This is a genomic window from Afipia dichlorophenoxyacetatis (assembly GCF_055386385.1).
Window position 1 is genome coordinate 4,337,845 of record NZ_AP029250.1, and the last position, 25,829, is coordinate 4,363,673.

29 protein-coding genes are annotated in these 25,829 nt (G+C 59.1%); 11 read left to right on the top strand and 18 right to left on the bottom strand.

Translation table 11 applies throughout. From position 1 onward, the window contains the following. Positions 1 to 23 precede the first annotated feature (23 nt). The 3 genes from ACZ5C3_RS20285 to ACZ5C3_RS20295 all read right to left on the bottom strand — a co-directional run bounded on the left by ACZ5C3_RS20285 (position 24) and on the right by ACZ5C3_RS20295 (position 3,485). A complete protein-coding gene (locus tag ACZ5C3_RS20285) occupies positions 24 to 710 on the bottom strand; it encodes a DUF899 family protein (RefSeq protein WP_464032485.1) in 687 nt (228 codons plus the stop codon). A gap of 142 nt (positions 711 to 852) precedes the next feature. Further along, positions 853 to 2,376: a glycosyltransferase family 39 protein gene (locus ACZ5C3_RS20290; RefSeq protein ID WP_464032487.1), complete on the bottom strand. Its 1,524-nt coding sequence runs from the start codon at positions 2,374 to 2,376 to the stop codon at positions 853 to 855. Next, a complete protein-coding gene (locus tag ACZ5C3_RS20295) occupies positions 2,373 to 3,485 on the bottom strand; it encodes a glycosyltransferase (protein WP_464032489.1) in 1,113 nt (370 codons plus the stop codon). The genes ACZ5C3_RS20290 and ACZ5C3_RS20295 overlap by 4 nt, the downstream gene beginning before the upstream one ends. A 292-nt stretch (positions 3,486 to 3,777) precedes the next feature. On the opposite strand from ACZ5C3_RS20295, the gene ACZ5C3_RS20300 reads away from it, so the two are divergent. The 3 genes from ACZ5C3_RS20300 to ACZ5C3_RS20310 all read left to right on the top strand — a co-directional run bounded on the left by ACZ5C3_RS20300 (position 3,778) and on the right by ACZ5C3_RS20310 (position 6,604). Then, positions 3,778 to 4,581, top strand: a complete 804-nt coding sequence (locus ACZ5C3_RS20300) for a DUF72 domain-containing protein (protein WP_464032491.1) — start codon at positions 3,778 to 3,780, stop codon at positions 4,579 to 4,581. 45 nt (positions 4,582 to 4,626) lie between these two features. Next, positions 4,627 to 5,103: a DUF488 domain-containing protein gene (locus ACZ5C3_RS20305; RefSeq protein WP_464032492.1), complete on the top strand. Its 477-nt coding sequence runs from the start codon at positions 4,627 to 4,629 to the stop codon at positions 5,101 to 5,103. 211 nt (positions 5,104 to 5,314) lie between these two features. Further along, on the top strand, positions 5,315 to 6,604 hold the full coding sequence (locus tag ACZ5C3_RS20310) for an MFS transporter (RefSeq protein ID WP_464032494.1): 1,290 nt from the start codon (positions 5,315 to 5,317) through the stop codon (positions 6,602 to 6,604). A gap of 16 nt (positions 6,605 to 6,620) precedes the next feature. Here the strand turns inward: ACZ5C3_RS20310 and ACZ5C3_RS20315 are convergent, their stop codons facing one another. From ACZ5C3_RS20315 to ACZ5C3_RS20375, 13 genes are all read right to left on the bottom strand, one after another. Then, a complete protein-coding gene (locus ACZ5C3_RS20315; RefSeq protein ID WP_464032495.1) occupies positions 6,621 to 7,769 on the bottom strand; it encodes an ABC transporter permease in 1,149 nt (382 codons plus the stop codon). Beyond that, a complete protein-coding gene (locus tag ACZ5C3_RS20320; protein ID WP_464032497.1) occupies positions 7,766 to 8,704 on the bottom strand; it encodes an ABC transporter ATP-binding protein in 939 nt (312 codons plus the stop codon). The genes ACZ5C3_RS20315 and ACZ5C3_RS20320 overlap by 4 nt, the downstream gene beginning before the upstream one ends. Beyond that, positions 8,701 to 9,474, bottom strand: a complete 774-nt coding sequence (locus ACZ5C3_RS20325) for an HlyD family secretion protein (RefSeq protein WP_464032499.1) — start codon at positions 9,472 to 9,474, stop codon at positions 8,701 to 8,703. Before ACZ5C3_RS20325 ends, ACZ5C3_RS20320 begins: the two co-directional genes overlap by 4 nt. Next, positions 9,471 to 10,178: a TetR/AcrR family transcriptional regulator gene (locus ACZ5C3_RS20330; protein ID WP_464032500.1), complete on the bottom strand. Its 708-nt coding sequence runs from the start codon at positions 10,176 to 10,178 to the stop codon at positions 9,471 to 9,473. Before ACZ5C3_RS20330 ends, ACZ5C3_RS20325 begins: the two co-directional genes overlap by 4 nt. Positions 10,179 to 10,290: 112 nt before the next feature. Beyond that, positions 10,291 to 10,686, bottom strand: a complete 396-nt coding sequence (locus ACZ5C3_RS20335; RefSeq protein ID WP_464032501.1) for a DUF4189 domain-containing protein — start codon at positions 10,684 to 10,686, stop codon at positions 10,291 to 10,293. Between the two features lie 122 nt (positions 10,687 to 10,808). Beyond that, complete coding sequence (locus tag ACZ5C3_RS20340; RefSeq protein WP_464032503.1) at positions 10,809 to 12,413, bottom strand: NTP transferase domain-containing protein; 1,605 nt, start codon at positions 12,411 to 12,413, stop codon at positions 10,809 to 10,811. Further along, positions 12,410 to 13,120, bottom strand: a complete 711-nt coding sequence (locus ACZ5C3_RS20345) for an XdhC family protein (protein WP_464032505.1) — start codon at positions 13,118 to 13,120, stop codon at positions 12,410 to 12,412. Before ACZ5C3_RS20345 ends, ACZ5C3_RS20340 begins: the two co-directional genes overlap by 4 nt. Next, a complete protein-coding gene (locus ACZ5C3_RS20350) occupies positions 13,117 to 13,446 on the bottom strand; it encodes an XdhC family protein (protein WP_464032507.1) in 330 nt (109 codons plus the stop codon). Before ACZ5C3_RS20350 ends, ACZ5C3_RS20345 begins: the two co-directional genes overlap by 4 nt. A gap of 11 nt (positions 13,447 to 13,457) precedes the next feature. Then, positions 13,458 to 14,654 carry a vWA domain-containing protein gene (locus tag ACZ5C3_RS20355; protein ID WP_464032509.1) on the bottom strand — a complete coding sequence of 399 codons (1,197 nt, stop codon included), beginning with the start codon at positions 14,652 to 14,654 and terminating at the stop codon, positions 13,458 to 13,460. A 21-nt stretch (positions 14,655 to 14,675) separates the two neighbouring features. After that, positions 14,676 to 15,593 (bottom strand): AAA family ATPase, encoded by a 918-nt coding sequence (locus tag ACZ5C3_RS20360; protein WP_464032511.1) that lies wholly within the window; start codon positions 15,591 to 15,593, stop codon positions 14,676 to 14,678. 24 nt (positions 15,594 to 15,617) lie between these two features. Then, positions 15,618 to 16,424 carry an FAD binding domain-containing protein gene (locus ACZ5C3_RS20365; RefSeq protein WP_464032512.1) on the bottom strand — a complete coding sequence of 269 codons (807 nt, stop codon included), beginning with the start codon at positions 16,422 to 16,424 and terminating at the stop codon, positions 15,618 to 15,620. Positions 16,425 to 16,447: 23 nt separating this feature from the next. After that, positions 16,448 to 16,933 (bottom strand): (2Fe-2S)-binding protein, encoded by a 486-nt coding sequence (locus ACZ5C3_RS20370; protein ID WP_464032514.1) that lies wholly within the window; start codon positions 16,931 to 16,933, stop codon positions 16,448 to 16,450. Between the two features lie 183 nt (positions 16,934 to 17,116). Continuing rightward, positions 17,117 to 17,566 (bottom strand): SRPBCC family protein, encoded by a 450-nt coding sequence (locus tag ACZ5C3_RS20375; protein WP_464032516.1) that lies wholly within the window; start codon positions 17,564 to 17,566, stop codon positions 17,117 to 17,119. A 144-nt stretch (positions 17,567 to 17,710) separates the two neighbouring features. Between ACZ5C3_RS20375 and ACZ5C3_RS20380 the strand changes: the two genes are divergently transcribed. Genes ACZ5C3_RS20380 through ACZ5C3_RS20390 form a run of 3 tightly spaced genes read left to right on the top strand, consistent with a single transcriptional unit; the run spans position 17,711 to position 20,269 of the window. Next, entirely contained in the window at positions 17,711 to 19,063 is a 1,353-nt protein-coding gene (locus ACZ5C3_RS20380) for a 3-carboxy-cis,cis-muconate cycloisomerase (protein WP_464032517.1), read from the top strand. Between the two features lie 19 nt (positions 19,064 to 19,082). Next, on the top strand, positions 19,083 to 19,865 hold the full coding sequence (gene pcaD, locus ACZ5C3_RS20385; RefSeq protein WP_464032519.1) for a 3-oxoadipate enol-lactonase: 783 nt from the start codon (positions 19,083 to 19,085) through the stop codon (positions 19,863 to 19,865). Positions 19,866 to 19,876: 11 nt separating this feature from the next. Beyond that, on the top strand, positions 19,877 to 20,269 hold the full coding sequence (locus ACZ5C3_RS20390) for a carboxymuconolactone decarboxylase family protein (RefSeq protein ID WP_464032520.1): 393 nt from the start codon (positions 19,877 to 19,879) through the stop codon (positions 20,267 to 20,269). On the opposite strand, the gene ACZ5C3_RS20395 is transcribed toward ACZ5C3_RS20390, so the two are convergent. Beyond that, entirely contained in the window at positions 20,242 to 20,775 is a 534-nt protein-coding gene (locus ACZ5C3_RS20395) for a hypothetical protein (protein WP_464032521.1), read from the bottom strand. The two genes, ACZ5C3_RS20390 and ACZ5C3_RS20395, sit on opposite strands and share 28 nt — an antisense overlap. Before the next feature lie 191 nt (positions 20,776 to 20,966). Further along, the gene (locus ACZ5C3_RS20400) at positions 20,967 to 21,140 is read right to left on the bottom strand and encodes a hypothetical protein (RefSeq protein WP_464032523.1); all 174 of its coding nucleotides are present in this window, start codon (positions 21,138 to 21,140) and stop codon (positions 20,967 to 20,969) included. Positions 21,141 to 21,492: 352 nt separating this feature from the next. Here ACZ5C3_RS20400 and ACZ5C3_RS20405 point away from each other — a divergent pair, with 352 nt between their 5' ends. The 5 genes from ACZ5C3_RS20405 (at position 21,493) to ACZ5C3_RS20425 (ending at position 25,754) form a co-directional block, all read left to right on the top strand. Next, entirely contained in the window at positions 21,493 to 22,407 is a 915-nt protein-coding gene (locus ACZ5C3_RS20405) for an ABC transporter permease subunit (RefSeq protein WP_464032525.1), read from the top strand. 134 nt (positions 22,408 to 22,541) lie between these two features. Then, positions 22,542 to 23,819: an ABC transporter permease subunit gene (locus ACZ5C3_RS20410; RefSeq protein WP_464038388.1), complete on the top strand. Its 1,278-nt coding sequence runs from the start codon at positions 22,542 to 22,544 to the stop codon at positions 23,817 to 23,819. Further along, positions 23,816 to 24,664, top strand: a complete 849-nt coding sequence (locus tag ACZ5C3_RS20415; protein WP_464032527.1) for an ABC transporter ATP-binding protein — start codon at positions 23,816 to 23,818, stop codon at positions 24,662 to 24,664. The genes ACZ5C3_RS20410 and ACZ5C3_RS20415 overlap by 4 nt, the downstream gene beginning before the upstream one ends. Further along, positions 24,661 to 25,395: an ABC transporter ATP-binding protein gene (locus ACZ5C3_RS20420; RefSeq protein WP_464032529.1), complete on the top strand. Its 735-nt coding sequence runs from the start codon at positions 24,661 to 24,663 to the stop codon at positions 25,393 to 25,395. The genes ACZ5C3_RS20415 and ACZ5C3_RS20420 overlap by 4 nt, the downstream gene beginning before the upstream one ends. Then, entirely contained in the window at positions 25,392 to 25,754 is a 363-nt protein-coding gene (locus tag ACZ5C3_RS20425; RefSeq protein WP_464032530.1) for a DUF6867 family protein, read from the top strand. The genes ACZ5C3_RS20420 and ACZ5C3_RS20425 overlap by 4 nt, the downstream gene beginning before the upstream one ends. Positions 25,755 to 25,829 lie beyond the last annotated feature (75 nt).

Here is a 25,829-nt window from a genome sequence, read left to right on the forward strand (position 1 = left end):
ATCCTCCCTCATGTAGATGGCCACTAATAGTTCAACTTCGGATACCAGTTGCTTCCGCGCCCTTCCGGCGTGGTGTCAAGAATAGTCCAAAGCGTATCGAGATCTGGGGCCCCCCGGGGATCCTGACCAGGATCGGCCGTACCCGCGCCCATCTCGCTGCTCCAGAAATGGCGGATCGTCCCGTCTCGGCGCGTAAAAACGTTATAGGCCGGGATGTCCGCGTCTTCGGCGCTGACGTAGTCGCGAGTGAAATCACCACTACTGTCAGAGTAGACTGCCAGCTTGTGCCAACCACGTGCTTCCTTGGCTGCAGCCAATCGCTCGAACGGTGAACGGGCAATACAAACAAATGCAATGCGCTGCTCGATGCCGGGAACCACGTTCTCCCACGCGCCCATCAGGGACGTGCACATGGGGCATAGCTCCTTGCGCTGCGGGCCGAACATATAAGAGTAAATCGCAAGCGTTTGCTTGTCGCCGAACAGCTGCCTGAACGAGACCTGTCCGCTCTCGCCGTGGAAACTGTAATCTTTTTGCACTGCGCCGCCCGGCGGAAGCGCCCGGCGCATCTCAGCGACACGCTCAATACGGCGACGCAGATCAATCTCCTCCGCGAGCAACGCGGTGCGCGCCCTACGGTAGGCCTCACTTTCATTAGGATAATGCGTGCCGTGGGCTTTCGCGAGTTCTGCAGCAGGTCTGACGTTCATCGGGGTCTCCCTTATCGGGGAGATAACGCCCGCGCGGAGCTTCGGTTCGGGTGCTTGAGCTCGGTGATCGAAACGAATTGATGAGAAATCACGCAATCCTGCGTCTGCGAGCGGCTCTTGGCGCCGCCTCAGCGGCGACCACCTAACGCAGCGGTCCGCCAAGCTCGGGAGGCAGCGAGCGGTCGAGCGGGTCACCTTTTGCGGTATCCAGAACAGCAAGCTGGTAAGTTTCGACCGCAACCCCGCTTCGCTTGCGCTCAATATTCCCAAGCTTCTCGACGTGCTCGTATTTTCCCGCCAGGTGCTCCGGACCATCCGGATAAACATCGCCGACCAAAAGGATCTTGCCCTTCAACGAGGCAAGATCAGGCTCTGGCATGTTGACCCAGCGAATTCGCTGGTTGCGCTGTGCAACACACGTTTCCTTGGGCAGATAGAACCTAAGCAACGATGTGGTGCCATAGTCTTCCGCCACCACGCAGCTTGCGCCAATGCGAATACGCGTCGCTTCAATTTCATTCGCCAGTTCGCGCCAGCCCACGGCAACAGCACGGACGGTCGGATCACGACGGAAGCCGGTGAAAACTCCGGTATTGGTCTGCACGATCAGGGCAACGAACAGCGCTACTCCGATGGGCAACGCCCAACGGCGCGACAGATCGATTGTGCGCTGTTCGCGGGCGGCCCAGGTCCTGCCGAATGCGGCATAGGCCGCGGCGATCGAAAACGCGGGATAGACCGGCCCCAGCCAATTCGCTTCGACACGAGCGTGCAGAGAATGCCAGATGAAATAGATGAAGATGATCCAGCAACTCGTGTTGATCAGCGTCCGTGCTGCAGCATCTTTGTCAGACGTACTTTCACTGCGTTTCAACAACGCATAGAGGCCAAAGATACCGAGAATAAAGACCGACGGTGTTGCAAAGGCGATTTGTGCAGGGATCGTCTCCGCGAGGAATTTGAGAGTCATTCCCTCGACGCGCGCGCGCCCTAATTGCTTGATGAACGAGACCCATTGATGATCAGCGTTCCAGAGCACCACCGGTGAGAAGATCGCAAAAGCCAGCACACCACCGAGATATGGCCACGGTGACATCAGCCAGCGGCGCATGTCCTTTGCAAATACCAGCCACAACAGGATCTGCGCGCCGAAGAACAGCGCGGTGTATTTCGATACCAACGCACATCCCACCGCCGCGCCGACTGCAAGCCACCAGACACCCCGGCCAGTTTGCAACACCTTGGCCTGGAACAGCAGAACAAACGCCGATGCCACCATCAGCGGCGCATCAGGGGTCACGATGACTGTCCCCGCCGCGACCATCATCGTTGCGTTGAGAAGAATGGTCGCAAGAGCCGCGATCCGCACATCACTGAACAGAATCTCAGCCGTCCGATACACAGCCCAACTCATGGGAAGCGCCAACAGGATGGACACGAGACGAACGCCGAACGTGGTGTCGCCCCCGATCATCGTGCCAAGGCGAATTACGAGCGCGACCGCCGGCGGATGATCGTAGTACCCGCCCGCGAGGTGCTTGGACCAAGTCCAGTAGTAGGCTTCGTCGAAGGTCAGTGGCGTGACCGCGGCGACCACAAGCCGAAGCAGCACCAAGGCGCCGACGATCAACGCCGCGCTACGAGGCTTCAACACGTCCGAAGTCATTTGGAGCGCCAGACGAACAGGCTCGACACGCCATAATTCCACACCACACCCATCAGCGCGCCGGCAATACCCGCGAGCCACCAGATTGGCTCCTGGTTATAGACGGAGAACGCAACGCCGACGTTGGCGAGAAGCCCGACGCTACAGACAAGATAAAACAGCAACAGACCCCGGATCAGCGCGAAGCCCTTCAGTCGTTGATCCCGGTAAGTCAGGCGATTGTTGAGCAGGAAGTTTCCGGTCATGGCGACGAGCGCGGCAAAGCCCTGCGCATGCGCGAACGGAACGGAGAGTGCAAGCGCAGCATAGAGCGTGATGAGATGGACCAAGAGGCCAAGCGATCCCACCAACGCAAATAGGACAAATCGGAGCGAGACCAGATCTCGCGTCACCTTCGCGAGGACAAGTCCGAGGAAGTCCAGCACCACTCTGGAATCCAGCTTGCTCTCACCATACAGACGCTCGCCAAAGGAATAAGGAACCTCGACGACGCGCAGCTTGCCATGAGCCGACGCGATAATATCGAGAAGAATCTTGAAGCCTTGCACAGACAGTGCGGGCGCCAGCTGCTCGAAGCGGTCCCGCCGGATCATGAAAAATCCGCTCATAGGATCAGCGATATCGATATGCAGCGCCTTCTTCGCGATTGTCGTCGCAAAGACGCTTCCACCAAGCCGCGTGCTGTCGAAATTACCCGTGTCACCACCACTGACATAGCGGCTGCCGACGACGAGTTCGGCCTGCTTGTCCTGCAGCAGTGCAAGCATCTTCGGAAGCTGCGTTTCATCGTGCTGCAGGTCAGCGTCCATGACCGCCACGAACGGCGCAGACGACGCCAGGATGCCTTCGATGCAGGCCCCGGACAATCCGCGCCGGCCGATACGGCGGATACAGCGCACCCGGGGATCGGATTGCGCCAGGCTCCGCGCCACATCCGAAGTGCCGTCCGGCGAGTTGTCATCAACGAAAATGACTTCCCATGAAATGCCGACGAGCGCCGCCTCCAGCTTTGCAAAAAGCTTGGGAACATTATCGCGCTCGTTAAAGGTCGGCACCACCACGCACAATTGCCGTGCGGTCGCTGCCCCAGGGACGGAAGCCTCGGTCATGGGAGAGCGTATATCCGGGGCGCCGGGGGATGCCAAGATATCCCACAGGGCTTATCAGCGTGTATAACCACCGGAAAACGGGTCGGAATAGCCACGAATGGGGCCCAGAAATGCCAACGACCACGAAGGGACCCGCCTGGAGATCTAAGACTGCGCGTACATCCGGCGCGCTCAAGTCTCCCGCGGTATCTTCTCGTGGTCGTCTCGACAACGGAGCTGAGGCTGCAACGTCGCCGCTGAAACGAAGATAGGTACGACTAGTATATTCCGCAAGGGTCAGGGAAGAAGCGAAATGGCTAAGAAATCAGGGGAAATTTATATCGGTATCGGCGGATGGACCTTCGCCCCCTGGCGGGGCGTTTTTTACCCCGAGAAGCTCACCCAGGCGAAGGAGCTTTCCTACGCGGCGTCCAAGCTGACATCGATCGAGATCAACGGCACCTATTACGGTTCCCAGAAGCCGGAAAGCTTCCGCAAATGGGCTAGTGAAGTCCCCGACGGCTTCATCTTTTCACTGAAGGGACCGAGATTCACCACCAATCGACGGGTGCTGGCCGAGGCCGGCGATTCCATCAAACGCTTCTACGATTCCGGCGTCCTGGAACTGCGCGACCGGCTTGGCCCTGTGCTGTGGCAATTCGCGCCGACCAAGAAATTCGATGAAGCCGACTTTGGGGCCTTCCTTGAACTGCTCCCGCGCGAGCTCGACGGCCGTAGTCTGCGTCACGTCGTTGAAGTGCGGCATGACAGCTTCTGTACGCCAGACTTCATCGCTCTGCTACGCAAATTCGAGGTTGCAGTTGTCTATGCCGATCATGCGAAATATCCGGCCATCGCCGATGTCACCACGGACTTCGTGTATGCGCGGCTGCAGACGGGGAACGATGAGCTGAAGACCTGCTATCCGCCGAAGCAACTCGATGCGTGGGCAAATCGCCTGAAGCTTTGGGCGCAAGGCGGCGAGCCATACGATCTGCCTCGCTCCGGCGAAACCTCCGCCAAGAAGCAGCCTCGGGACGTCTTCGCCTATGTTATTCACGAGGGGAAAATCCGCGCGCCGGCAGGCGCCATGGAATTGATTGAACGCGTGAAATGAGGCGATACTGAAAGGATATCATCACCCGGCGGCGCGAGGCGGCATATGGCCAGAGCCAAGAAGCTTTTCACCATTGGTTATGAGCAGACCCCGGCCAAAGCCGTGCTCGACGAACTCGAACAGGCCGGTGTCAAACTGCTGATCGATGTTCGGGCCGTCGCCTCCTCTCGCCGTCCCGGATTTTCGAAGTCACAGCTCGCGGCTGGGCTTGATGCACGCGGCATCTCCTATCTTCATCTGCGCGGTCTCGGCACCCCGAAAGAGGGCCGCCTAGCTGCGCGCAGCGGCGACATGAAAGCGCTCTCGAAAATCTATCACGCCCATCTCAAGACGCCGCAGGCCCGCGCAGAGATGGACGAACTTGATACGCTGATCATGAAAGCCGGGCCTGTCTGCATTCTCTGTTATGAACGCGACCACAATGCATGCCACCGCAAGTTCATCGCGGAGATCATTGCGGATCGCGAAGGCGTCAGAATCGACAATCTCGTCGCTTCGCAATTTGACCCAGACCTTGCCTGATCGAGCCGCTCGCGAACTCCTGACACTGCAATAGCCTACAAGACATAGGTGTTTATCGACTGCTAATCCGCGTAGACGCCTGAAATCACAGAGATTTCATCCCCTTCCGGAAAATACATGCGATTGCCTTGAATTATATGATATAGATCATATCAAGAGACTTCGCATTCGTCGGGTGGTACCACACCGCCAAAACCAGCCAGGATCAGCAATGATATCGTCATGGGTCGCCACACGCCTCGCCAAGCGGGACATTCACTATGGTTGGGTGGTCGTGGGCGTGACGTTTTTAACGTCGCTGATCAGTTCGGCTTCGGTCGGTGCCCCGGGCGTCTTCATCTTGCCGCTTGAAAAGGAATTCGGCTGGTCCACGACGCAGATATCGTCCGCACTGTCGATCCGCCTCTTGTTGTTCGGCCTGATGGCTCCCTTTGCCGCCGCGCTGATGGAGCGGTTCGGACTGCGCAAGGTTGTTATTTCGGCATTGACGATTATCACGGCGGGCCTTCTCGCCTCGCTTACGATGACGCAGGCGTGGCATCTGATTGCGCTGTGGGGATTCGTCGTCGGCTTTGGAACAGGCATGACGGCGATGGTGCTCGGCGCGACCGTCGCAGCACGCTGGTTTGTTGCGCGACGCGGCCTTGTGGTCGGCATCCTGTCTGCCAGCGTGGCAACCGGGCAGTTGATATTCTTACCCATCCTCGCGCATGTGACCGACGCCATGGGCTGGCGCACGGCGTTAGGGCTGATGTGCGTGATGCTGCTCGTCGCCGCGACGCTCGTCTTTCTGTTCATGCGCGACCGGCCGTCCGACCTGAAGATGCTTCCCTTCGGTGACGATGGCACTACTCCGGTTGCGAAGCCCGCGCATCCGCCTACGATCTCGACCGTCTTCACGGTGTTGAAGGATGCGTCCCAAACCCGCGTGTTCTGGGTCCTGTTCGGGACGTTCTTCATCTGCGGCGCGAGCACCAACGGCCTCGTCCAGACGCACCTGATCCCGATGTGTGCCGATTTCGGCATTCCAGCGACCACGTCCGCGACCCTGCTGGCTGCCATGGGCATCTTCGACTTCTTCGGCACCATCATGTCCGGCTGGCTGTCGGACCGTTACAACAACCGCTGGCTGCTGTTCTGGTACTACGGCCTGCGCGGGCTTTCGCTGGTGTTCCTGCCGTTCACGGACTTCTCGTTCTACGGGCTGTCCCTGTTCGCGATGTTCTATGGTCTCGATTGGATCGCGACGGTCCCACCAACAGTCAAACTCTCGGTCAAGAACTTTGGCCCGGAGCGTGCAGGCATGGTGTTCGGCTGGGTGTTCGTGGGTCACCAGATCGGATCTGCGTCGGCCGCCTTCGGCGCAGGACTGACACGGACGCTGCTGGACAGCTACCTACCCGCTTTCTTCTTTGCCGGCGCGCTGTGCATTGTCGCCGCCATCGCCGTGATCTCGGTGAAGCTGCCTCCCAAACAGACGGCCGTTCCCGCGACCGCGTGACCATAAGGCGCACGCTTTAGTCGAGCGTGCGCCTGAACCGTGTGACAGCAATCAGCATTGCGACCAGCATCAGGCCGCATAAAGCGATTGCGTCATATTGCAGGCTCTCGATCGAGGCCCCCTTCAGCATGATGGCGCGCACGATGCGAATGTAGTGCGTCAGCGGGAGCGCCTCCCCGATCCACTGCGCCCATTGCGGCATGCCTGCGAACGGGAACATGAAACCGGACAGCAGAATGTTCGGCAGGAAGAACATCATCGACATCTGCATCGCCTGCAGCTGGTTCTGCGCGATGGTCGAGAACGTATAACCAATCGACAGGTTTGCCGCGATGAACAGCGTGGACAGAATGGCGAGCATCGTCAGGCTGCCGAGGATCGGCACGCCAAATAGAAAATACCCCAGCGCGATGATGATGGTCGCCTGCAGGAAGCCGACAAGAATGTAGGGAATGATCTTGCCGAGCATCACCTCGACTGGCGTGATCGGCATGGCGAGCAGATTTTCCATCGTGCCGCGCTCGATCTCCCGCGTGACTGATAGAGCAGTGAAGATCAGCATGGTCATGGTGAGAATGGTGCCAACAAGGCCCGGCACAATGTTCAATCGCGAAGCTGCCGCGGGATTGTAACGCGCATGCGTGCGGATTTCGAACGGCATGGCTGGCGGGGCTCCGACGTTCAAATCGTTCTTGAGAGCGGTCTGTACCAGTTGTCCCAATGCAGCCAAGGCAGAACCTGACGCAACTGGATCGGTCGCATCGGCGGCCACCAGCAGCGCAGGCCTGTCCCCGCGCCGCACACCACGCTCAAAGCCGCGTGGGATCTCAACGCCGAACAGGACCTTGCCGGATTCCAGAAGCTGGTCGAATTCGGCCACAGTGTGCACTTCTTGCGTGAAGCGAAAATAGGCGGTGTTCTGGATTGCTTTGAGAATTGAGCGTCCGAGATCGCTATCCTCCTGCAACAATACAGCGGTTGGGAGATGACGCGGCGTGGTGTTGATCGCGTAGCCAAACAACAGCAGCTGCATGATCGGAAGCATCACGATCATCGCAAAGGACACGCGATCGCGGCGCAGTTGGATAAATTCCTTGGTCAGCATTGCGAAGGTGCGCTGCCAGAAGCCGCGCACGCCGCCATTCGTGACTTCGGTTGCGCTCATTGGAAGTTATCCTTTGAACGGCTCATCAATTCGATGAAAACATCCTCCAGCGACGGTTCTGATTTGTGCCAGATAAGGCCGTTTTCGTTCCTGTAATGCGCGATTGCAGCTTCTAACGCGGCTTCATCGCGACCGGACACATGCAGATTGTTACCGAAGGGCGCGACCATATCCACACCCGGCTTGTCCGTGAGATCAGCCGTCAGCTTGTTTAGGCCATCTCCCGTCACGGTGTAGGTCGTCAGTGCGGACTTGGCGATGACGTCTTCGACGGTGCCGTGCGTCAGCAGGTTGCCGTAGGCGATATAGGCGATCTCGTGACAACGTTCCGCTTCATCCATGTAATGCGTAGACACCAGCACGGTCAGGCCTTCAGCGGCCAGTGCGTGAATCTCATTCCAGAAATCACGCCGCGCCTTGGGATCGACACCTGCCGTCGGCTCATCAAGCAGCAGCAGTTGCGGACTAGGTAAGGTGCAAGCCCCCAGCGCAAGACGTTGCTTCCAGCCGCCGGACAATTCACCCGCGAGTTGTTCTTCGCGCCCCGTCAAGCCGATCCTCTTGATCATGTCACGCGCCGCGGCCCTCGGCTCGCGCACGCCATAGAGACGCGCGACGAACTCGAGATTCTCGCGAACCGACAGATCCTGATACAGACTGAAGCGCTGCGTCATGTAGCCGACATGCCGCTTGATCTTGTCGGCATCGCGCCGAATGTCATAGCCGAGGCAGGTCCCCTCACCGCTATCCGGTGTCAGCAAACCGCACAGCATACGGATGGTCGTGGTCTTGCCCGAGCCGTTGGGCCCGAGGAAGCCGTAGATCGAGCCGCGCTTCACCTGCATCGACAGATCATGCACGACCTCGCGCCCGTTGAACGATTTCGACAGGCCGGTCACTTCAATGGCGATGTCGGACGCGGTCTCGCTGGTCACGATGCTTTGCCATTCATGAAGATACTCACCGGCTGGCCGACGCGAAGGCTGTCCGGTTTGTTGGGACGGGCCTGGATGAGATAAACAAGCTTGGAGCGCTCATCGAGGCTGTAGATCACCGGCGGCGTATACTCCGCCATGGTGGCAATGAAATAGATGGTTGCCTTGAGGTCATCTGCGCAGCCATCGCACGTCACACGAACCTCGTCGCCGACTTTCAACTTCGGCAGCTCCGGCTCCGGAACAAAGAAACGGACCTTCATGTTGCCGGGCGGCAAAATCGAAATCACCGGCCGCTGGGCGGGCACCGTTTCACCCTCGCGAAAATAAATCTGCTGAATTGTGCCGGAGATCGGCGCATTCATTCGTCGACGGGCAAGTTTGGTTTGCGACGTGTTCACGCGCGCCTCCGCCACCCGCAATGCAGACTCCGCGGAATCGAGGCTAGCCTGCGTGCCGGAGCCCGTCTTGATCAGCGACGCCGCGCGGTCATAGGTCTGCTTCGCGTTTGCAAGCGTTGCTTTGCTCTGATTGAGATCGGCCTGCTGCAGATCGTCATCTACCGAATAAAGCGGCGCACCGGCTTCAACATGATCGCCTTCACGTACGTTGAGTTTAACAACGCGCCCCTGCTCGTCAGGACTGACGAAGATAAGATCCGCCTCCACCCAACCCTGATACCCGGGGTTCTTGTCGCTGTCGCAGGCGGTGAGCAGCGCCATCAAGGCCAGCACACCCACGCCGCGTAAAATCTTTCGAGCCGCTGTCATGGCGCGTTCCGTTCACTGAAAATCAGATCGAGATGGACATGCAGCATCGCTTTTGTGTCGAGCGGCGCAATTGTCCCGAACAGCGCCTGCCAGACGATGGACAGGATCACCGGTGCGATGACGAGTTGCGGAAACTCAAGCAGTCCTTCGTTGCGGATCTCGCCGCGCACTATTCCGTACTCGACCAGTTTGCGCATTCCGGCGACGCCGTGCGCCACAACCTCGCGGTAATAAAACTCCGCCAGTTCAGGAAAGCGTGTCCCTTCAGAGATAATCAGCCGCACGATATCGCCACGTTTCGTGCCAACGACTTCACGCGCCAGCATCTCCGCGAAGCCTTCCATCATGCCGCGGACCGAACCTCCCATCGCCGGAGGATTGGACAGGCTCGCAATCAGCGGCACGAGCGCCGTACGCACGAGCTCCTGAAACAGGGCCTCCTTGTCCTTGAAGTGCAGGTAGATCGTGCCCTTCGCGACCCCAGCGTGTTTAGCCACATCGTCAAGGCGCGTCGCGGCAAAGCCGCGCGCCGTGAATTCCTCGAGAGCCGCCGCGACGATTGCCTCGCGCCGCTCACTCGCTCCAACGGCTCGCTTCGATGGGCGCCCAGCGGCAACCCGATCGGTAGCACCCTCGGCTGAGCCCCTACGCCCAGTCGCTGACGGCTTTGAAGATTCACTGATGGATTTTGGCTCTCTGCTCATGGAATTTAATATGACTGACTAGTCAGTCATTTTCAAGAGAGAAATTATCCCCCGGAAGCTAAATCATTCAAGTCATTGTTTTTATGCCATTTTATTGGCGAAAGACTTGTGTTCAGCCCTTGGCATCGCAAACCCAGGCCCGGATGACACATTCCTTGCCGCCAAATCCGTAGCACTTCTTCGTTGCCTCATTCAGCGCATTGGAAATGCGCGGCGCCACCGCGTAGCCATGGGGGCCGCAGGGATTTTTCATATCGATGGATAAAGCCGCACAGGCGCGCTTCATTGGCACGGCGGTGCAGCCACCGCCCTTGCACTGTTGCAGCGCGGCGGCCCGCGCAGCATCCTCGCGCGGGTAGTCAAAGGCCTGGCCATAGGCACCGCATTTGCCAATCGCCAACGCACCGGCTGCAAATGCCGGCGACGACGCCGAAACAAAGGCAATAAAGGCCGAGACACAGGAAGCCACAAAAAACGCGCAGGCGCGCGCGGCAACGCGATCGAACACCAATCCCCTCCCCCGAGGCTTATCCCGCAACTCTAGGGGAAGGCGCGTTTCAACTTGGTGAACGAAATGGAAATGCGTGCGGTCGACAGATCCGCAACACCTGATTGTGATAAGAGGACAAGCTAAGCCCGCTGAGCCTCAGCCAGCATTTCCGGTGTGTCGATATCGAGAAACGCGCTTTTGCCCTCGACCTCCACCTCAGCCACCGCCTCGGCGTGCTGCGCGATCAAACGCCGTGCACCGATATCGCCATCGAGCGCCATTAATTCCGCGAAGAAACGCCGCGACCAGAGCACTGGATTTCCCCGCCGTCCGTCAGCCACTGGCGCCACGATCAATGCACCATGATCCGGCGCGAATGCATCGATCAGCCTGTCGATCAGCTTCGCATCGATCAACGGCATATCGCCAAGACAGATGATCGCACCGTCAATCCCCTCAGGCATAGCCGCAATCCCGGCCTTGACCGACGTGGCAAGTCCATCCGCGAATTTCGGGTTCGTCACGAATGTCACATCAAGACCAGCCAATGCAGCTTTGACCTCCGCGCTCTGGTGACCGGTCACCACGATCACCGGGGAAGCTTTCGACGCCAGCGCTTGCTCGACGGCAATCCGCACGAGCTTCTTACCGTTCAATTCGGCCAGCATCTTGTTCGGACCGTTCATACGGGTGGAACGGCCAGCAGCAAGAACTACAGCAGCGACGCTGCGGCTTTCATCACTGCCGACGGGGACGCGTGGTTGCGGCCGAGTGACGATTTCCATCAACAATCCGCCGACACCCATGCCGGTGATGTCAGCGCGTGTTACCTCAAGCCCTGCGAGCAGGCGCATCAACACCCAGTCGAAGCCGTTTTCTTTCGGTGAGCGTGCACACCCCGGCGCGCCAAGGACCGGCACATGATTGACGTTGCCGACCAGCATGAGATTACCGGGATCGACCGGCATGCCGAAATGTTCGACCGCGCCCCCGATACCTTCAATCGCTGCCGGGATGACATCGCGCCGGTCAGCGATCGCGGATGCACCAAATACCAGCACCAATTCAGCGCCGAGCTTGAGCAACTCTTTGATAGCAGGCGCCAGCGCCGCGTCATCATGCGGGACCCGTCGCTCGGCGATGATGCTCGCGCCAGCCGGTGCAAGGCGCTCGGCTGTCACCCGCAGTGTTTTGTCGACCACCTTCGACGCAAGGCCCGGCAGGATCGTGGAGACTATACCCACGCGCTTGATCTTGAACGGAGCGACACGCATCTGCCCGGCAGCTGCCGCTTTAACAGCGGAATCCCGAAGCGAGGCTTCGACGCCAAACGGAATGATCTTGACGGTGGCGATCATCTCACCCGCGACAACCGCTTTGAATGCCGACAGTGTTGCAAACGTAATCGCCTCATCGACGCGGTTGATGCGATCGACCGCATCGCGGTCGACGACCAACACGCCTGCTTCAGCGGCGAACAAATTGGCGCGCCCGGTGAACGCACGCTCGACACTGACGCCCTCACCGGCAATCGCAGCCGCGACGCTGGCCGCGGCTTCGTCTTCAGAAACGTCGCCCTCATCGAGCCGCGCGACGACGATTTCAGAAACACCGGCCTGTTTCAGCGCTGCAACTTCTGCAGCTCCAATCACAGTGCCCTTCTTCAAAACCAGCGAGCCCTGACGGATGGCGTGAACGGTCACGCCGCCCAACCCCTCTTCCGGTGCAACAGGACCGAATTTCATGCTGCAGACTTCGCTTTTGGCTGCATTGCAGCAGGCAGCCGCAGAACGGCGGTGATCTCCGCCATGATCGACACCGCAATTTCCGACGGGGACACCGCGCCGATGGCGAGGCCGATCGGCGCGTGAATCCGCGCCAAAGCTTCCTCAGACGCGCCCTGCGCTTTCAACCGATCAAGACGGTTGGCATGGCTCTTCCGCGATCCGAGCGCGCCAATATAAAAGCAGTCACGTGACAATGCATGCAGCAACGCAGGATCATCAATCTTCGGATCGTGGGTGATGGCGACAAACGCCGTATAGCGATCGACGTTCAGCGGCGGCAATGCGACGTCGGGCCAATCGGCGAACAGCGGGATGTCGGGAAATCGCTCAGGCGACGCAAACGCCGTCCGTGGATCGACCACGAACACATCATAACCAAGCGACTGCGCCAGCGGCGCCAGCGCCTGGCTGATGTGGACCGCGCCGATGATCACAAGCCGAGCCGTCGGCGCATAAACGTTCAGGAACAGCTTTTTGCCGTCCACCTCGATCATACCGCTCTTGCCCATCCGCAGACTCTTGTCGAGTTCGACATGGAGCGGATCGGCGGGAATGTCAGCCGCCTTCACCAGACGTTGGTCGCCATTCGACACATCGGTGATGACAATGACAGCGCGACGCGCTGCGCGTTCGCTGTTCAGCTCGGCGAGCGTATTCTGTTTCAAGAGTTGCCCACCTTCTCAACAAACACACGGATCGTACCGCCGCACGACAAGCCGACATTCCATGCTGTTTCATCGGCGACACCGAATTCAAGCATCTTGGGCTGGCCGCTGGCGATCACGTCGAGAGCTTCGGTCACCACCGCGCCTTCAACACAGCCACCGGACACTGAACCAAGGAAGGTGCCATCGTCATTGATCACAAGGCTCGATCCCGCCGGACGAGGTGCCGACCCCCACGTCTGCACCACAGTGGCCAGCGCCACACCGTGACCGGCCTTGGTCCAGTCCTCGGCAGCCTTCAAAATATCTTCGTCACGATCGAGCATTTGGATTGTCCTCAGGCGGCAGAACGAGAGTCGAGGCGCCGGTTCGTCAATGGCGACGAGAGCGCCGCGATCAGGTTCTCCATCGAGTTCAAGTTATGTACCGGGCGGAATTCATCAACATGCGGCAGCATCATTTTGATGCCTTGAGCCTTGGCCTCAAACCCGTCGAAGCGCAAGAGCGGATTGAGCCAGATCAGCCGGCGGCAGGACCGATGCAGCCGGTCCATTTCGAATTCCAGCTTGGAATCAACCTCACGTTCCAGCCCATCGGAGATCAGCAGAACGATCGCGCCCTGGCCCAGCACCCGCCGACCCCAGAGGTTGTTGAAGTTATGCAGCGAGGTGGCGATGCGCGTCCCGCCAGCCCAATCCTCGACACAGGACGAACAGGCCGCCAGAGCCTCGTCAGGATCGCGGGCCCGTAATGCCCGCGTCACATTGGTCAGACGGGTCCCGAACAGAAAGACTGATACGCGTTTGCGGGCATCCGTGATCGCATGCAGGAATTGCAGAAACAGACGCGTGTACTCGGTCATCGATCCGGAAATGTCGAGCAGCGCGACAATGGGCGCCGGCTTGTCGATCCGCCCCAGCCGCTGAAACTTCACGATCTCGCCGCCGGTGCGCAAACTGCCGCGCAAGGTGCGCCGCAGATCGAGCCGCTCACCGCGGGCATCCGGCGCAAATCGGCGCGTCCGCAACTCTGCCTGCGGCAACTTCATCTGCGCGATCGCCCGTGTGACCTCGGCGATCTCGTCGGCGCTCATCTGGGCGAAATCTTTTGATTGCAGAACCTCGCGATCCGATACCGAGAGTTGAACGCTCTTCTCTTCGATCTCGTGGGATTCGACGTTCTTGCTCTGCGCGAAAGCTTCTTGCACCCGGCGGGATGCCGGCGGAGGCGGCTTTTGTGCCTCGGGTGGCAGCGGCACCGAGTCGAGCATGTTGTCTGTGCCTTCCGCGCGGCGAAAGAACAGATCGAACGCCTGCGCGAAGATCAGCGCATGCTCATGTCGTTTGACGAAAATCGATTCTAGTGTGGTAAACAGGTCGGCGCGGTTACCGATATCGATCAACTGCATCGCGTTCAGCGCATCGATCACCAAACCAGGACCGATCGGCAATCCGGCAATGCGCAACGCCCGCGCAAAGCCAATGACGTTGTCGGCAATCAATCCGGTCGTTGGGGTCTCGACGCCATTGGGCATGACAATTCCCGGCTCATCGTCTCACGCAGACGGATCGCTGACAGCTTCCTTGATCACCTTGTCGAGCGTGTCGCCCTGCATGCGACCAATATCATCCTGATACTTCAACAACGCACCCAGCGTGTCCCCCACCACCTGAGGTGTCAGTGAACGCGCATCAAGTTCGGTGAGCGCAGTCGCCCAGTCGATAGTTTCGGCCACGCCAGGGACCTTGAACAGATCCTGCTCCCGCAGTGCCTGCACGAAACCAACAACCTGCTGCGACAGCTTGGCGCTGATGTTCGGTACACGGGATTTGACGATAGCCAATTCACGCTCGGCCGATGGATAGTCAACCCAGTGATAAAGGCAGCGACGCTTCAGCGCGTCGTGGATTTCGCGCGTCCGGTTCGATGTGACGATCACGATCGGTGGCTGTGGCGCCTTGACCGTGCCGAACTCAGGGATCGACACCTGAAAGTCGCTGAGAATTTCGAGCAGATAAGCCTCAAAAGCTTCATCCGCCCGATCGAGTTCGTCAATCAGCAGCACCGGCGGCCCGCCAACGTCCGGCTCCAACGCCTGCAAAAGCGGACGTTTGATCAAATATTTTTCCGCGAAAATATCCGCGGACAGTTGCTCGCGATCGATATCCCCACTCGCTTCCGCAAGACGGATGGCAATCATCTGCGCGGCGCTATTCCACTCATACACAGCGGACGCGACGTCGAGACCTTCATAGCATTGCAGGCGGATCAGTTTGCGGCCGAGCGCGGCTGACAGAACCTTGGCGATCTCGGTCTTTCCGACGCCTGCTTCTCCTTCGAGAAACAGCGGACGGCCCATTCGCAGGGCAAGATAAACCACGGTCGCGAGCGAGCGTTCTGCGAGATAGCCACGGCTGGTGAGCAGGTCGAGCGTTGCATCGACAGATGCGGGAATCGCTGCAACCTTACTCATGCCTGCTCCAGATCCTTAAGCAATTCAGGCTTTCGCCGTGGCGGCTTCAACCGCACGACGGGCGAGCACCTGGATCAAATGCGCACGGTATTCGGCGCTGCCGTGAAGATCGCTGTTCAGCCCCTCAGCCGAGACCGTGAGACCATCCAGCGCTTTTGGCGAGAACCGCTTCTTCAGCGCCTCTTCAAACGAGTCAACGCGGAAGACGCCATCGCTTCCAGCGCCCGTCACTGCGACGCGCACGTCCGACGGGCGTTTGGCGACAAACACACCAACGAGTGCATAACGCGACGCCTGATTGCGGAATTTCTGATACGCAGCCTTCTTTGGCAACGGGAACATCACACGCGTGATGATCTCATCCGGCTCAAGCGAGGTCGAGAACAGCCCCTGGAAGAATTCTTCCGGCTTCAGCTTGCGCTTGTTGGTGACGATGGTTGCGCCCAGCGCCATGGCAGCTGCCGGATAATCCGCCGTCGGATCATTGTTCGCGAGTGAACCGCCAATCGTGCCCTTGTGACGAACAGCCGGATCGCCGATCAAGCCAGCCAATTCCGCGAGAGCGGGAATGGCTTCACCCACCACCGCCGAATTCGCAACTTCAGCGTGGGTCGCGGTGGCGCCAATCACCAGATTGCGCCCCTTCATCTCGATGCCGTTGAGTCCTTCGATGTGGGACAGATCAACAAGATGCGGTGGACTGGCAAGCCGCTGCTTCATCACCGGCACCAGCGTATGGCCACCAGCAATCACTTTGGCATCTTCATTCTTGATCAGAAGGTTGGCGGCCTGCCGCACAGTCCCCGGACGATGATATTTAAATTCGTACATAACCGGTCCTTCAGGGATGCTCGTTACGCGAGATCGGATTTAGCCATCGCCTTGGCACCAGCCGCGATGGACAGGACGATGTTCTGGTAGCCTGTGCAGCGGCAAAGGTTGCCCTCGAGCTCCTCACGAATAACCTCGTCACTCAGATCGTGGCCTTTGCGGTGAACCAGATCGACTGCCGTCATGATCATACCGGGCGTGCAGAAACCACACTGCAGACCATGATGTTCGCGGAATGCCTCCTGCATCGGATGCAACGGAGCACCATCGGCAGCTAGTCCTTCGATCGTCTTGACCTCATGCCCGTCCGCCATCACGGCGAGCGTAGTACAGGCCTTCACGGCCTTGCCGTCGAGATGCACGACACACGCGCCGCACTGCGAGGTATCGCACCCGACATGCGTACCTGTCAGCCTAAGGTTTTCACGCAAAAACTGGACCAGCAGCATGCGCGGATCGACATTCGCTGTCACAGGATTGCCGTTCACGATCAGTGAAATCTTGGCCATCAACACTCTCTATATTTATCGGCTGGGCGCTCTGACGCAACGCCGCGGGAACGGCGCAGCCCCGTTTATAACGGTTCCAAACTTATAATATGAGCCTGCACCGTAATGAGCAACCTCATGCCGCAACGCGTTGCACAAGAAGACTTGATCAGTGTGAGGACCTGATATGCCGAAATAGAGACGTCAGCCGGCCTTCACCGCGTCGGCAAATTTCGCAAAAAATTCATCAGCCACTTTTTTGGCCGAGCCGTTGATCAATCGCTGTCCGAGCTGGGCCAGTTTGCCACCGATCTGTGCTTCGACATTATATGTCAACAGCGTGCCGCCATCCTTGTCAGCCAGCGCGACGGTTGCTCCGCCTTTGGCGAAGCCGGCGACGCCGCCCTCACCTTCACCCGAAATCTTATAGCTGTTCGGTGGATCGAAATCGCTCAGCGTAACCTTGCCTTTGAAGCGCGCGGAGACCGGACCGACTTTCATCTTCGCCACGGCCTCGAACTGATTTTCGCCGGACTTGGTCAACTCTTCGCAACCGGGGATGCAGGCTTTGAGGACCTCCGGATCATTGAGCTTGTCCCAAACCACCTGGCGAGGGGCTGAAAGCTGGACTTCACCGGTCATCGTCATCGCCATGGATATCTCTCCGAATTCAATGGGGCCGCGTCCGGCGGCCAGCAGTCCTCAATTAGGCCCCGAAAGCAGTAAAGAAAAGAGGTTCGTACAATATTGATGCGGCCTATTGGCACGTTCAGGCGCGGCGGTTAGGGTCCGCGAGTCATGAGCACCTCCCTGTCGCCCTTGCTGGCTCCCATGCTGTCCAGTCCCGCCATGCGCGAGGTCTGTAAAGATAGGACCTATTTGCAATACCTGCTGGACTTCGAGGCCGCGCTGGCGCGGGCGGAAGCCGCGACGGGCACCATTCCGAGCTCCGCAGCAAAAATCATATCCGACGGATGCAAAGCCGAAAATTTTGATATTGCTGCCTTAGCCGATGCAGCCAGCAAATCAGGCAATCTCGCCATCCCCTTGGTCAAAGCTCTTACGGCTCAAGTTGCCAAAGCAGATCCCGAAGCGGCGCGCTACGTCCATTGGGGCGCCACAAGCCAGGACGTCATCGACACCGCGACAATGCTGCAATTGAGAGCAGCAACAAGCGCGCTGCTGAACGATATCGATCGTGCCATCAAAGCTTTTGCCGCACTCGCAGATACGCATCGTCACACCGCGATGGTCGCACGGACGTGGCTGCAGCACGCGTTGCCGATGCCGTTCGGGCTGAAGCTCGCAGAATATGCCGCAGCCTTGCACCGTTCACGATTGAGGTTGAAACGGCTGCAAACCGAGTCGATCGTGCTGCAGTTCGGTGGCGCCGCCGGGACACTCGCAGCCCTTGGCGACAAGGGAATGAACATCGCCGCGCAGCTTGCGAAGGAGCTATCACTCGCGCTGCCTGAAGCTCCATGGCACACGCACCGCGACCGGATTGCAGAGATTGCGTCGGTCCTGGCGATCCTGGCAGGCACTTGTGGCAAGATCGCTCGCGACGTCTCACTGATGATGCAAACCGACGTTGGCGAGGCTTTTGAACCCTCCGGCGCAGGCCGTGGCGGCTCATCGACGATGCCCCATAAGCGCAACCCCGTTGCCGCAGCAAGCGCCCTTGCAGCAGCAACCATGGCCCCCAATCTGGCAGCGACGATTTTTGCAGCCCAAGTTCAGGAACATGAGCGCAGCGCGGGTCCGTGGCACGCGGAATGGCCAACGCTCCCCATGCTGCTGCTGGTGACTTCGGGCGCACTCGCCGCCATCGTCGATATCGCCGAAGGAATCGAGGTCAATGCCGACCGCATGCGCGCCAATCTTAACACCACACACGGCCTCGTCATGGCGGAAGCCGTCGCCATGGCATTGGCCGAGAAGATCGGCAAAAGCGAATCGCATTATGTTATTGAGGCGGCGAGCCGCAAATCAGTCGAGACCGGACAGCATCTGCTCGACGTGCTTAAAAACGACAATCTCGTGACCAGCCACATCAGCGCCGAAAAACTCGATGACCTGTTCGCGCCAATGTCCTATCAGGGCGCATCGCAACAGCTGATCGACCGACTGCTCGCATCGCTGAAGACATAAGAAATTACGGAGAAGTTTGATGCCTATGATCGATGCCGACGGCTGCCTCCTGAACGTTTCAGTTGAAGGCCGCGACAGTGGCCCCACGATCATGCTGTCCAATTCGCTCGGCACCACGATGCAGATGTGGGAGCCGCAGATGGCTGCCCTGACGAAATTGTATCGGGTTGTCCGCTACGACCGGCGCGGTCACGGCAAGTCCGGCGTACCCGCCGGTCCTTATTCAATGGAGCGTTTCGGCAAAGACGTGCTGGCCATCCTCGACGACCTCAACATCGAGAAAGTGCATTGGTGCGGCGTGTCGATGGGCGGCATGGTCGGCCAGTGGTTGGGCGCGAATGCGCCCGAGCGTGTCGGCAAGCTCATTCTCGCAAACACAGCTTGCTACTATGCAGACCCGACCAACTGGTTAAATCGTATCAAAGCCGTCAATGAAGGCGGTCTTTCTGCGATTGCCGACACCGTGATTGCCGCATGGTTGACCGCGGACTTCCGCGAGCGTGAGCCACAAATCACTGCTCGCTTGAAACAGATACTGCTTGATAGCCCGGCACAGGGCTACATCGAATGCTGCAAGGCGCTGAGCACGCTCGATCAACGCGATCTGCTGCCACGTATCACAGCGCCAACGCTCGTGATTGCCGGACGCCACGACGTCGCAACACCGGTAGAAGCAGGCGAATTGATCCGCAAAAGCATTCCTGGCGCGAGCATGACCCTGCTCGATGCCGCGCATATCTCCAACGTCGAACAGTCGCACAGCTTTACGGAAGCCGTGGTTGGCTTTCTGACGCAGCGCTAAGGACGATCGCGATGGAAGAACAAGCTCGCAGCGAACTCGGCACGAAACAACGCCGCAAGGTCCTGGGTGACGCCTGGGTCGATAAGTCAGCCGCGGGTCGAAATTCATTCAACGCGGATTTTCTGGACCTGATCAGCCGCTACGCCTGGGGCGAGATCTGGACGCGGCCGCATTTCGACGAGCGCACCCGGCGTGTTCTTGTGATCGGCACAATGATGGCGCTCGGACACTGGGACGAATTCCGGATGCACGTGCGCGCTGCCCTCAATGAGGGCGGCTTCACGCCGGATGACATCAAGGAAATTTTGCTGCAGCAGGCGATCTATTGCGGCGTACCCGCCGCCAATCACGCGATCAAGGAAGCTGCAGCGATCATTCAAGAACTCGGGCTGCTCGACAGATAAACTTGCCGAGGCATGTCCGCCGTGCCAGCGTCTGCTGCGGACGCCGCAACCTTCTTGTCATTGTCGATGACCAGCAAAATTGTCGCGCCGAGCAGCAACAGCGCCTCGCTGGCGTGCAGGTAAAGCGCCGCCTGCTCGCCGACCTTGGATGCCGCGATCAGGCTTGCCATGCTGATGAACGCTCCCAAGCCAAGCGCAAAGCTGAGAGCCTCTTCACTCCCACCCTTCTTGCGAATGGCTTCGCGGATGATCAGCAGCAAAAAGATCATAAAGAATGCCGCGACCATGACCTTGCCGAGCGCCAACATCCACGCGAAACGAGTGGTACCGAGCGCCGACAGGCTCATGAAGTCGCTGACATACATCGCCGGACCGATATTGGAGCGGTCATAAAGGCCGCGGATCGGCGAGACCCAAATCTTCATCGCGGAAATCGTCCACGACGGAATGAAGTAGGATGCCAAGAGCACGCCGTTGAACGTGCTGATCCGCCAATCTCTGGCCATGCTGCCCCGCCGAATCCGATGAATGTTTGCGGAGCTAACTCCGCGCGACTGCGCGGGACAATTTAAACTCTTCTTTAACGTTAACGCAGCGGCCCGCGCGGTGGATCACTGTGGACAACCGACCTGGACAAAAGAAAAATCCCGCCTCGCGGCGGGATTTTCCAAAACCTGAGCAAAAGGTTCCGGCCACTCTAATGGCCGCCCTTTTGCCCCTGCTGACCTGATTGTTGCTGGCCTGGCTTCTGGCTGGGATCCTGCTGCTGCTGGCCGGGCTTCTGTCCGCCGCCCTGCTGCTGACCAGGCTTCTGGTTCGGATTCTGGCTCTGCTGGCCGGGATTTTGATTCGGATTATTCTGGTTACCCATAGTGACGTCTCCCTTGTTGGGTCGCGAGAGGTAACGGTCGCGCCTATGGTTGGTTGCAAAGGAACTCCAATTCCTTGCCCGTCTTTTGGACCTTTCGACCGCCCCGCGCAGGAACTTCGCAGCGCAACGCAACTCCGCGTGGATGACGACCCAAAGCCGCAGTCCCCATGGTTGCCGCCCCCTGTTCCCGCTGTTAGAAAATGGGACGACGCGACGATCCGGCTGCCGGAGCCCTCGACGTGTTGATCGTTGTGCGTGAGCGGGGTCAGGTCACGCCGGTACAGGATAAACGCAGCAAATTCGGATACATCCGGTATCCCCTTTTGCCGGATTTGCTCAAACGCGGCAGCCTATGGACTACTTCGCCCAGCAACTCATCAACGGACTGGTGCTCGGTTCGATTTATGGCCTTATCGCCATCGGCTACACGATGGTCTACGGCATCGTCGGCATGATCAATTTCGCCCACGGCGATATTTTCATGATTGGCGGCTTCATCGCCCTCATCACGTTTCTCATTCTGGTCTCGATCGGCCTGACGGCTATTCCCGTCATTCTGCTGCTGGTGCTGGTGGTCGCGATGGCCGTGACTGCTTTGTATGGCTGGACGGTCGAGCGGATCGCTTATCGCCCACTCCGCCAATCCTTCCGCCTCGCTCCCATGCTGTCGGCCATCGGGATGTCCTTCGTCCTGTCGAACTACGCACAGGTCGCGCAAGGTGCACGCGTCAAACCCGTGCCTCCCATCATCACTGGCGGACACACCTTGTTCGAACGCGACGGCTTTGTGGTGCAACTTTCGAACATTCAAATCATCGTCGTGGTCACCACGGTTATCCTGCTTGCGATCTTTTCCTGGCTGGTCGCGCGGACGCGCCTCGGCCGCGACATGCGCGCTTGCGAGCAGGATCAGACCATGGCCGCACTCCTGGGCGTCGATGTCGACCGCACCATCTCCATGACCTTCGTCATTGGCGCGGCGCTCGCCGCCGTCGCCGGCATGATGTACTTGCTCTACTACGGCGTGGTCGATTTCTTCATGGGCTTCGTCGCCGGAATTAAAGCTTTCACGGCGGCCGTGCTCGGCGGCATCGGCTCTCTTCCGGGCGCCATGCTGGGTGGCCTCGCCATCGGCCTGATCGAGACCTTTTGGTCAGCCTACTTCTCGTCGGAGTACAAGGACGTTGCGGCGTTTTCGATCCTGATCATCGTCCTCATCTTCCTTCCGACCGGCCTGCTCGGCCGTCCGGAAGTCGAGAAAGTCTGAGGTCACGCGTGGCGCAAGTTTCAAATCCAACCACGCGTGCGCCATCTTACAAGGCCGCGTCGGATCAGGGTTTTGCATTCATCTTCAAAAAGGCAATCCTAAGCGCTTTGGTTGCGCTGGTGCTGTTTTCACTGATGATCGGCATCCGCACCGAGGCCGGGCCTGCGGGGCAACTGATCTACTGGACGCGCTTCGGTGAGCTCGCGGCCCTCGTTGCGGTGGTATTCTTCGGCAGCATCGCGGTCGAGTTGCTGCGGCAATGGATCGGGCCGACCAAGCGAATTTTCGTCCTGCCCACAACCGTCAGCGACAGCTTTGCCTCAGTGCGCCATCTGCTTGCTCCGGCACTTCTGGTGCTCACCTGTCTGGTGCCGGTGGCCTTCTATGATCAGCGCTACATTCTCGATCTCGGCATTCTGGTGCTGACTTACATCATGCTGGGCTGGGGCCTGAATATTGTAGTCGGCCTCGCAGGCCTGCTCGATCTCGGCTATGTCGCATTCTACGCTGTCGGCGCATATTCCTATGCATTGCTGGCCAAATTCGGTCTGCCGTTTCTGAGCGTGCTTTCAACCTATCCCTACGTATCCATCGACTTCGTACAGCTTGGTCCGTGGGCATTCTGGGTGCTGCTTCCGATCTCAGGCATCCTTGCCGCCTTCTGGGGCATGCTCCTCGGCTTTCCGGTGCTTCGATTGAAAGGCGATTATCTCGCCATCGTGACACTGGCGTTCGGCGAGATCATCCGTCTTGTTCTGCTGAACTGGCAAAACGTCACTGGCGGACCGAACGGCATCGACGGCATTCCCCGCCCGACCTTCTTCGGAATCCCGCTCACCAACACCGACGATGGCCTCGCCGCCCTGCTCGGCATCGAGTTCTCCGCCACGCATCGCGTGGTGTTTCTGTTCTACCTCATCCTCGCGCTCGCACTGCTGACAAACTGGGTGACCATTCGCTTGCGGCGCCTGCCCATCGGCCGCGCATGGGAAGCTTTGCGTGAAGACGAAGTCGCCTGCCGCTCACTCGGCATCAACACGACGATAACGAAGCTGTCCGCCTTCGCGACCGGCGCGATGTTTGGAGGTTTTGCCGGCGCATTTTTCGCAACCCGCCAGGGCTTTATCAGTCCAGAGTCATTCACGTTTCAGGAATCCGCGCTCGTCCTTGCAATCGTCGTGCTCGGCGGAATGGGCTCGCAATTGGGCGTCGCGCTGGCTGCAGTTGCGATGATCGGTGGCTTCGAGCTGTTCCGAGGGTTCGAGCAATTCCGCATGCTGGTTTTCGGTTCAGCGATGGTCCTGCTCATGATCTGGCGCCCGCGCGGCCTCGTCGGTCATCGCACACCATCAGTCTTTCTGGAGAAGCGGACAGAAATTTCATCCTCGATGGTCAAGGAAGGCCACGGATGAATCTGACGACGAGCGCGCCCGACGACATTCTTGTGGTGGATCACCTTTCGATGCGTTTCGGCGGCATCGTCGCGGTGAGCGACTTATCATTCGCAGCAAAACGCGGCGACATCACCGCGCTGATCGGACCCAACGGCGCCGGCAAGACTACTGTGTTCAACTGCATCACGGGTTTCTACAAGCCGACCACTGGCATGATGCGTCTTGTGCACGACGACGGCCAGGAATTCCTGCTGGAGCGGCTGTTTGACTACCGCATTTCCAAGGTCGCGAAGGTTGCCCGCACCTTTCAGAATATTCGCCTGTTTGCCGGAATGACCGCGTTGGAAAATCTGATGGTGGCTCAGCACAACACGCTGATGGGCGCGTCAGGCTACTCGTTGCTCGGGCTGCTCGGCACACCAGGCTTTCGCAGTGCCGAGGCTGCAGCCATCGACCGCGCACGCTATTGGCTCGACCGGATCGGGTTGACCGATCGCGCGGATGATGCCGCCGGCAACCTCGCCTATGGCGACCAGCGACGGCTTGAGATTGCGCGCGCGATGTGCTCTGAGCCGGCCCTGCTGTGCCTTGACGAACCCGCCGCTGGACTGAACGCACGCGAGAGCGACGAGTTGAGTAAGCTGCTGCTTGCGATCCGCAAGGATCACAGCACGTCGCTGCTTTTGATCGAGCACGATATGTCCGTGGTGATGGAAATCTCCGACCGCATCTTTGTGCTTGATCATGGCATCAGGATCGCCGCCGGCACCCCACGCGAGATTCGTGACGATCCCCAGGTCATTGCGGCTTATCTCGGTGCCGACGAGCAGACCGCCCTCAAGGTCATGGAGGGTGATTCATGACCACACCGCTGCTCGCCATACGTGGGCTCGTCGCAGCTTATGGACACATCGAAGCGCTGAAAGGCGTCGATCTCGACATCAACGCCGGCGAGATCGTCGCGCTGATCGGCGCCAACGGCGCCGGCAAATCGACGCTGATGATGTCTATCTTCGGCCGGCCGCGCGCCAGGTCCGGGACCATCGAGTTCGACGGACAGGACATTACCGGCATACCAACGCATCACGTTGCACGCCTGCGGATTGCACAATCACCAGAGGGACGCCGGATATTCCCACGCATGAGCGTGGCCGAAAATTTGCGTATGGGCGCAGACGCGGCGGTCGATGGCAGCGAAGCCGAGTACAACGCGACGCTCGAACGTGTGTTTGCGTTGTTCCCGCGCCTCAAGGAGCGCATCACCCAGCGCGGTGGCACGCTGTCCGGTGGCGAGCAGCAAATGCTCGCGATCGGTCGAGCACTAATGAGCCGCCCTCGCCTTCTGATGCTGGACGAGCCGTCGCTCGGCTTGGCACCATTGATCGCACGCCAGATTTTTGACGCTATTCGCGAACTCAATAAACAAGATGGTCTGACGGTTTTGATCGTGGAGCAGAACGCCAATCATGCACTGAAACTGGCGCATCGCGGCTATGTGATGGTCAACGGCCTGATCACGCTCAGCGGAACCGGCACCGATCTGCTCGCACGCCCGGAAATCCGCGCGGCCTACCTGGAAGGCGGACGGCATTGAGCGATCTGTATTCCAATGAATCCATCTTTCAGGTGCTGTTCGTCACCCTCGTGCTGGGCGGCGGCTGCGCGATCCTCGCCGGACGCGCGATTGCACTGACATGGCGCAGCATCTGGGTCGTTGTCGCCGCGATGATCCCGATGGGGCTCGCGGTACGCTTCGTACACTTCGCGCTGTTTAACGAGACGTTGCTGGCACCCAAGACTTATCTCGTCGAAACGGCCGTTCTCCTTCTTGTTGCCTGCCTGTCATTCCAGCGTACACGCGCGCGTCAAATGGTCCGGCAATATTACTGGCTATACGAATCAAGCGGCCCGCTCGGCTGGCGACTGCGGCAAGATGCGCCAGTTAAGTCTTGAACCCGGCTGAAAATTGCCCATGACTTGCCGGTAAAATCAGCCGACAATAGCCGCGATTTGTTCCGAAAGGCCCGC

What these genes read in the sequence shown, in the direction of transcription:
- ACZ5C3_RS20400 (WP_464032523.1), bottom strand. Translation starts at nt 21,140, where the DNA reads ATGGGTAACCAGAATAATCCGAATCAAAATCCCGGCCAGCAGAGCCAG.
- ACZ5C3_RS20395 (WP_464032521.1), bottom strand. Translation starts at nt 20,775, where the DNA reads ATGGCCAGAGATTGGCGGATCAGCACGTTCAACGGCGTGCTCTTGGCA.
- ACZ5C3_RS20405 (WP_464032525.1), top strand. Translation starts at nt 21,493, where the DNA reads ATGGACTACTTCGCCCAGCAACTCATCAACGGACTGGTGCTCGGTTCG.
- ACZ5C3_RS20315 (WP_464032495.1), bottom strand. Translation starts at nt 7,769, where the DNA reads ATGAGCGCAACCGAAGTCACGAATGGCGGCGTGCGCGGCTTCTGGCAG.
- ACZ5C3_RS20285 (WP_464032485.1), bottom strand. Translation starts at nt 710, where the DNA reads ATGAACGTCAGACCTGCTGCAGAACTCGCGAAAGCCCACGGCACGCAT.
- ACZ5C3_RS20365 (WP_464032512.1), bottom strand. Translation starts at nt 16,424, where the DNA reads ATGTACGAATTTAAATATCATCGTCCGGGGACTGTGCGGCAGGCCGCC.
- ACZ5C3_RS20410 (WP_464038388.1), top strand. Translation starts at nt 22,542, where the DNA reads ATGATCGGCATCCGCACCGAGGCCGGGCCTGCGGGGCAACTGATCTAC.
- ACZ5C3_RS20300 (WP_464032491.1), top strand. Translation starts at nt 3,778, where the DNA reads ATGGCTAAGAAATCAGGGGAAATTTATATCGGTATCGGCGGATGGACC.
- ACZ5C3_RS20375 (WP_464032516.1), bottom strand. Translation starts at nt 17,566, where the DNA reads ATGGCGATGACGATGACCGGTGAAGTCCAGCTTTCAGCCCCTCGCCAG.
- ACZ5C3_RS20295 (WP_464032489.1), bottom strand. Translation starts at nt 3,485, where the DNA reads ATGACCGAGGCTTCCGTCCCTGGGGCAGCGACCGCACGGCAATTGTGC.
- ACZ5C3_RS20380 (WP_464032517.1), top strand. Translation starts at nt 17,711, where the DNA reads ATGAGCACCTCCCTGTCGCCCTTGCTGGCTCCCATGCTGTCCAGTCCC.
- ACZ5C3_RS20325 (WP_464032499.1), bottom strand. Translation starts at nt 9,474, where the DNA reads ATGACAGCGGCTCGAAAGATTTTACGCGGCGTGGGTGTGCTGGCCTTG.
- ACZ5C3_RS20370 (WP_464032514.1), bottom strand. Translation starts at nt 16,933, where the DNA reads ATGGCCAAGATTTCACTGATCGTGAACGGCAATCCTGTGACAGCGAAT.
- ACZ5C3_RS20310 (WP_464032494.1), top strand. Translation starts at nt 5,315, where the DNA reads ATGATATCGTCATGGGTCGCCACACGCCTCGCCAAGCGGGACATTCAC.
- ACZ5C3_RS20390 (WP_464032520.1), top strand. Translation starts at nt 19,877, where the DNA reads ATGGAAGAACAAGCTCGCAGCGAACTCGGCACGAAACAACGCCGCAAG.
- ACZ5C3_RS20305 (WP_464032492.1), top strand. Translation starts at nt 4,627, where the DNA reads ATGGCCAGAGCCAAGAAGCTTTTCACCATTGGTTATGAGCAGACCCCG.
- ACZ5C3_RS20340 (WP_464032503.1), bottom strand. Translation starts at nt 12,413, where the DNA reads ATGAAATTCGGTCCTGTTGCACCGGAAGAGGGGTTGGGCGGCGTGACC.
- ACZ5C3_RS20415 (WP_464032527.1), top strand. Translation starts at nt 23,816, where the DNA reads ATGAATCTGACGACGAGCGCGCCCGACGACATTCTTGTGGTGGATCAC.
- ACZ5C3_RS20290 (WP_464032487.1), bottom strand. Translation starts at nt 2,376, where the DNA reads ATGACTTCGGACGTGTTGAAGCCTCGTAGCGCGGCGTTGATCGTCGGC.
- ACZ5C3_RS20420 (WP_464032529.1), top strand. Translation starts at nt 24,661, where the DNA reads ATGACCACACCGCTGCTCGCCATACGTGGGCTCGTCGCAGCTTATGGA.
- ACZ5C3_RS20350 (WP_464032507.1), bottom strand. Translation starts at nt 13,446, where the DNA reads ATGCTCGATCGTGACGAAGATATTTTGAAGGCTGCCGAGGACTGGACC.
- ACZ5C3_RS20330 (WP_464032500.1), bottom strand. Translation starts at nt 10,178, where the DNA reads ATGAGCAGAGAGCCAAAATCCATCAGTGAATCTTCAAAGCCGTCAGCG.
- ACZ5C3_RS20360 (WP_464032511.1), bottom strand. Translation starts at nt 15,593, where the DNA reads ATGAGTAAGGTTGCAGCGATTCCCGCATCTGTCGATGCAACGCTCGAC.
- ACZ5C3_RS20355 (WP_464032509.1), bottom strand. Translation starts at nt 14,654, where the DNA reads ATGCCCAATGGCGTCGAGACCCCAACGACCGGATTGATTGCCGACAAC.
- pcaD (WP_464032519.1), top strand. Translation starts at nt 19,083, where the DNA reads ATGCCTATGATCGATGCCGACGGCTGCCTCCTGAACGTTTCAGTTGAA.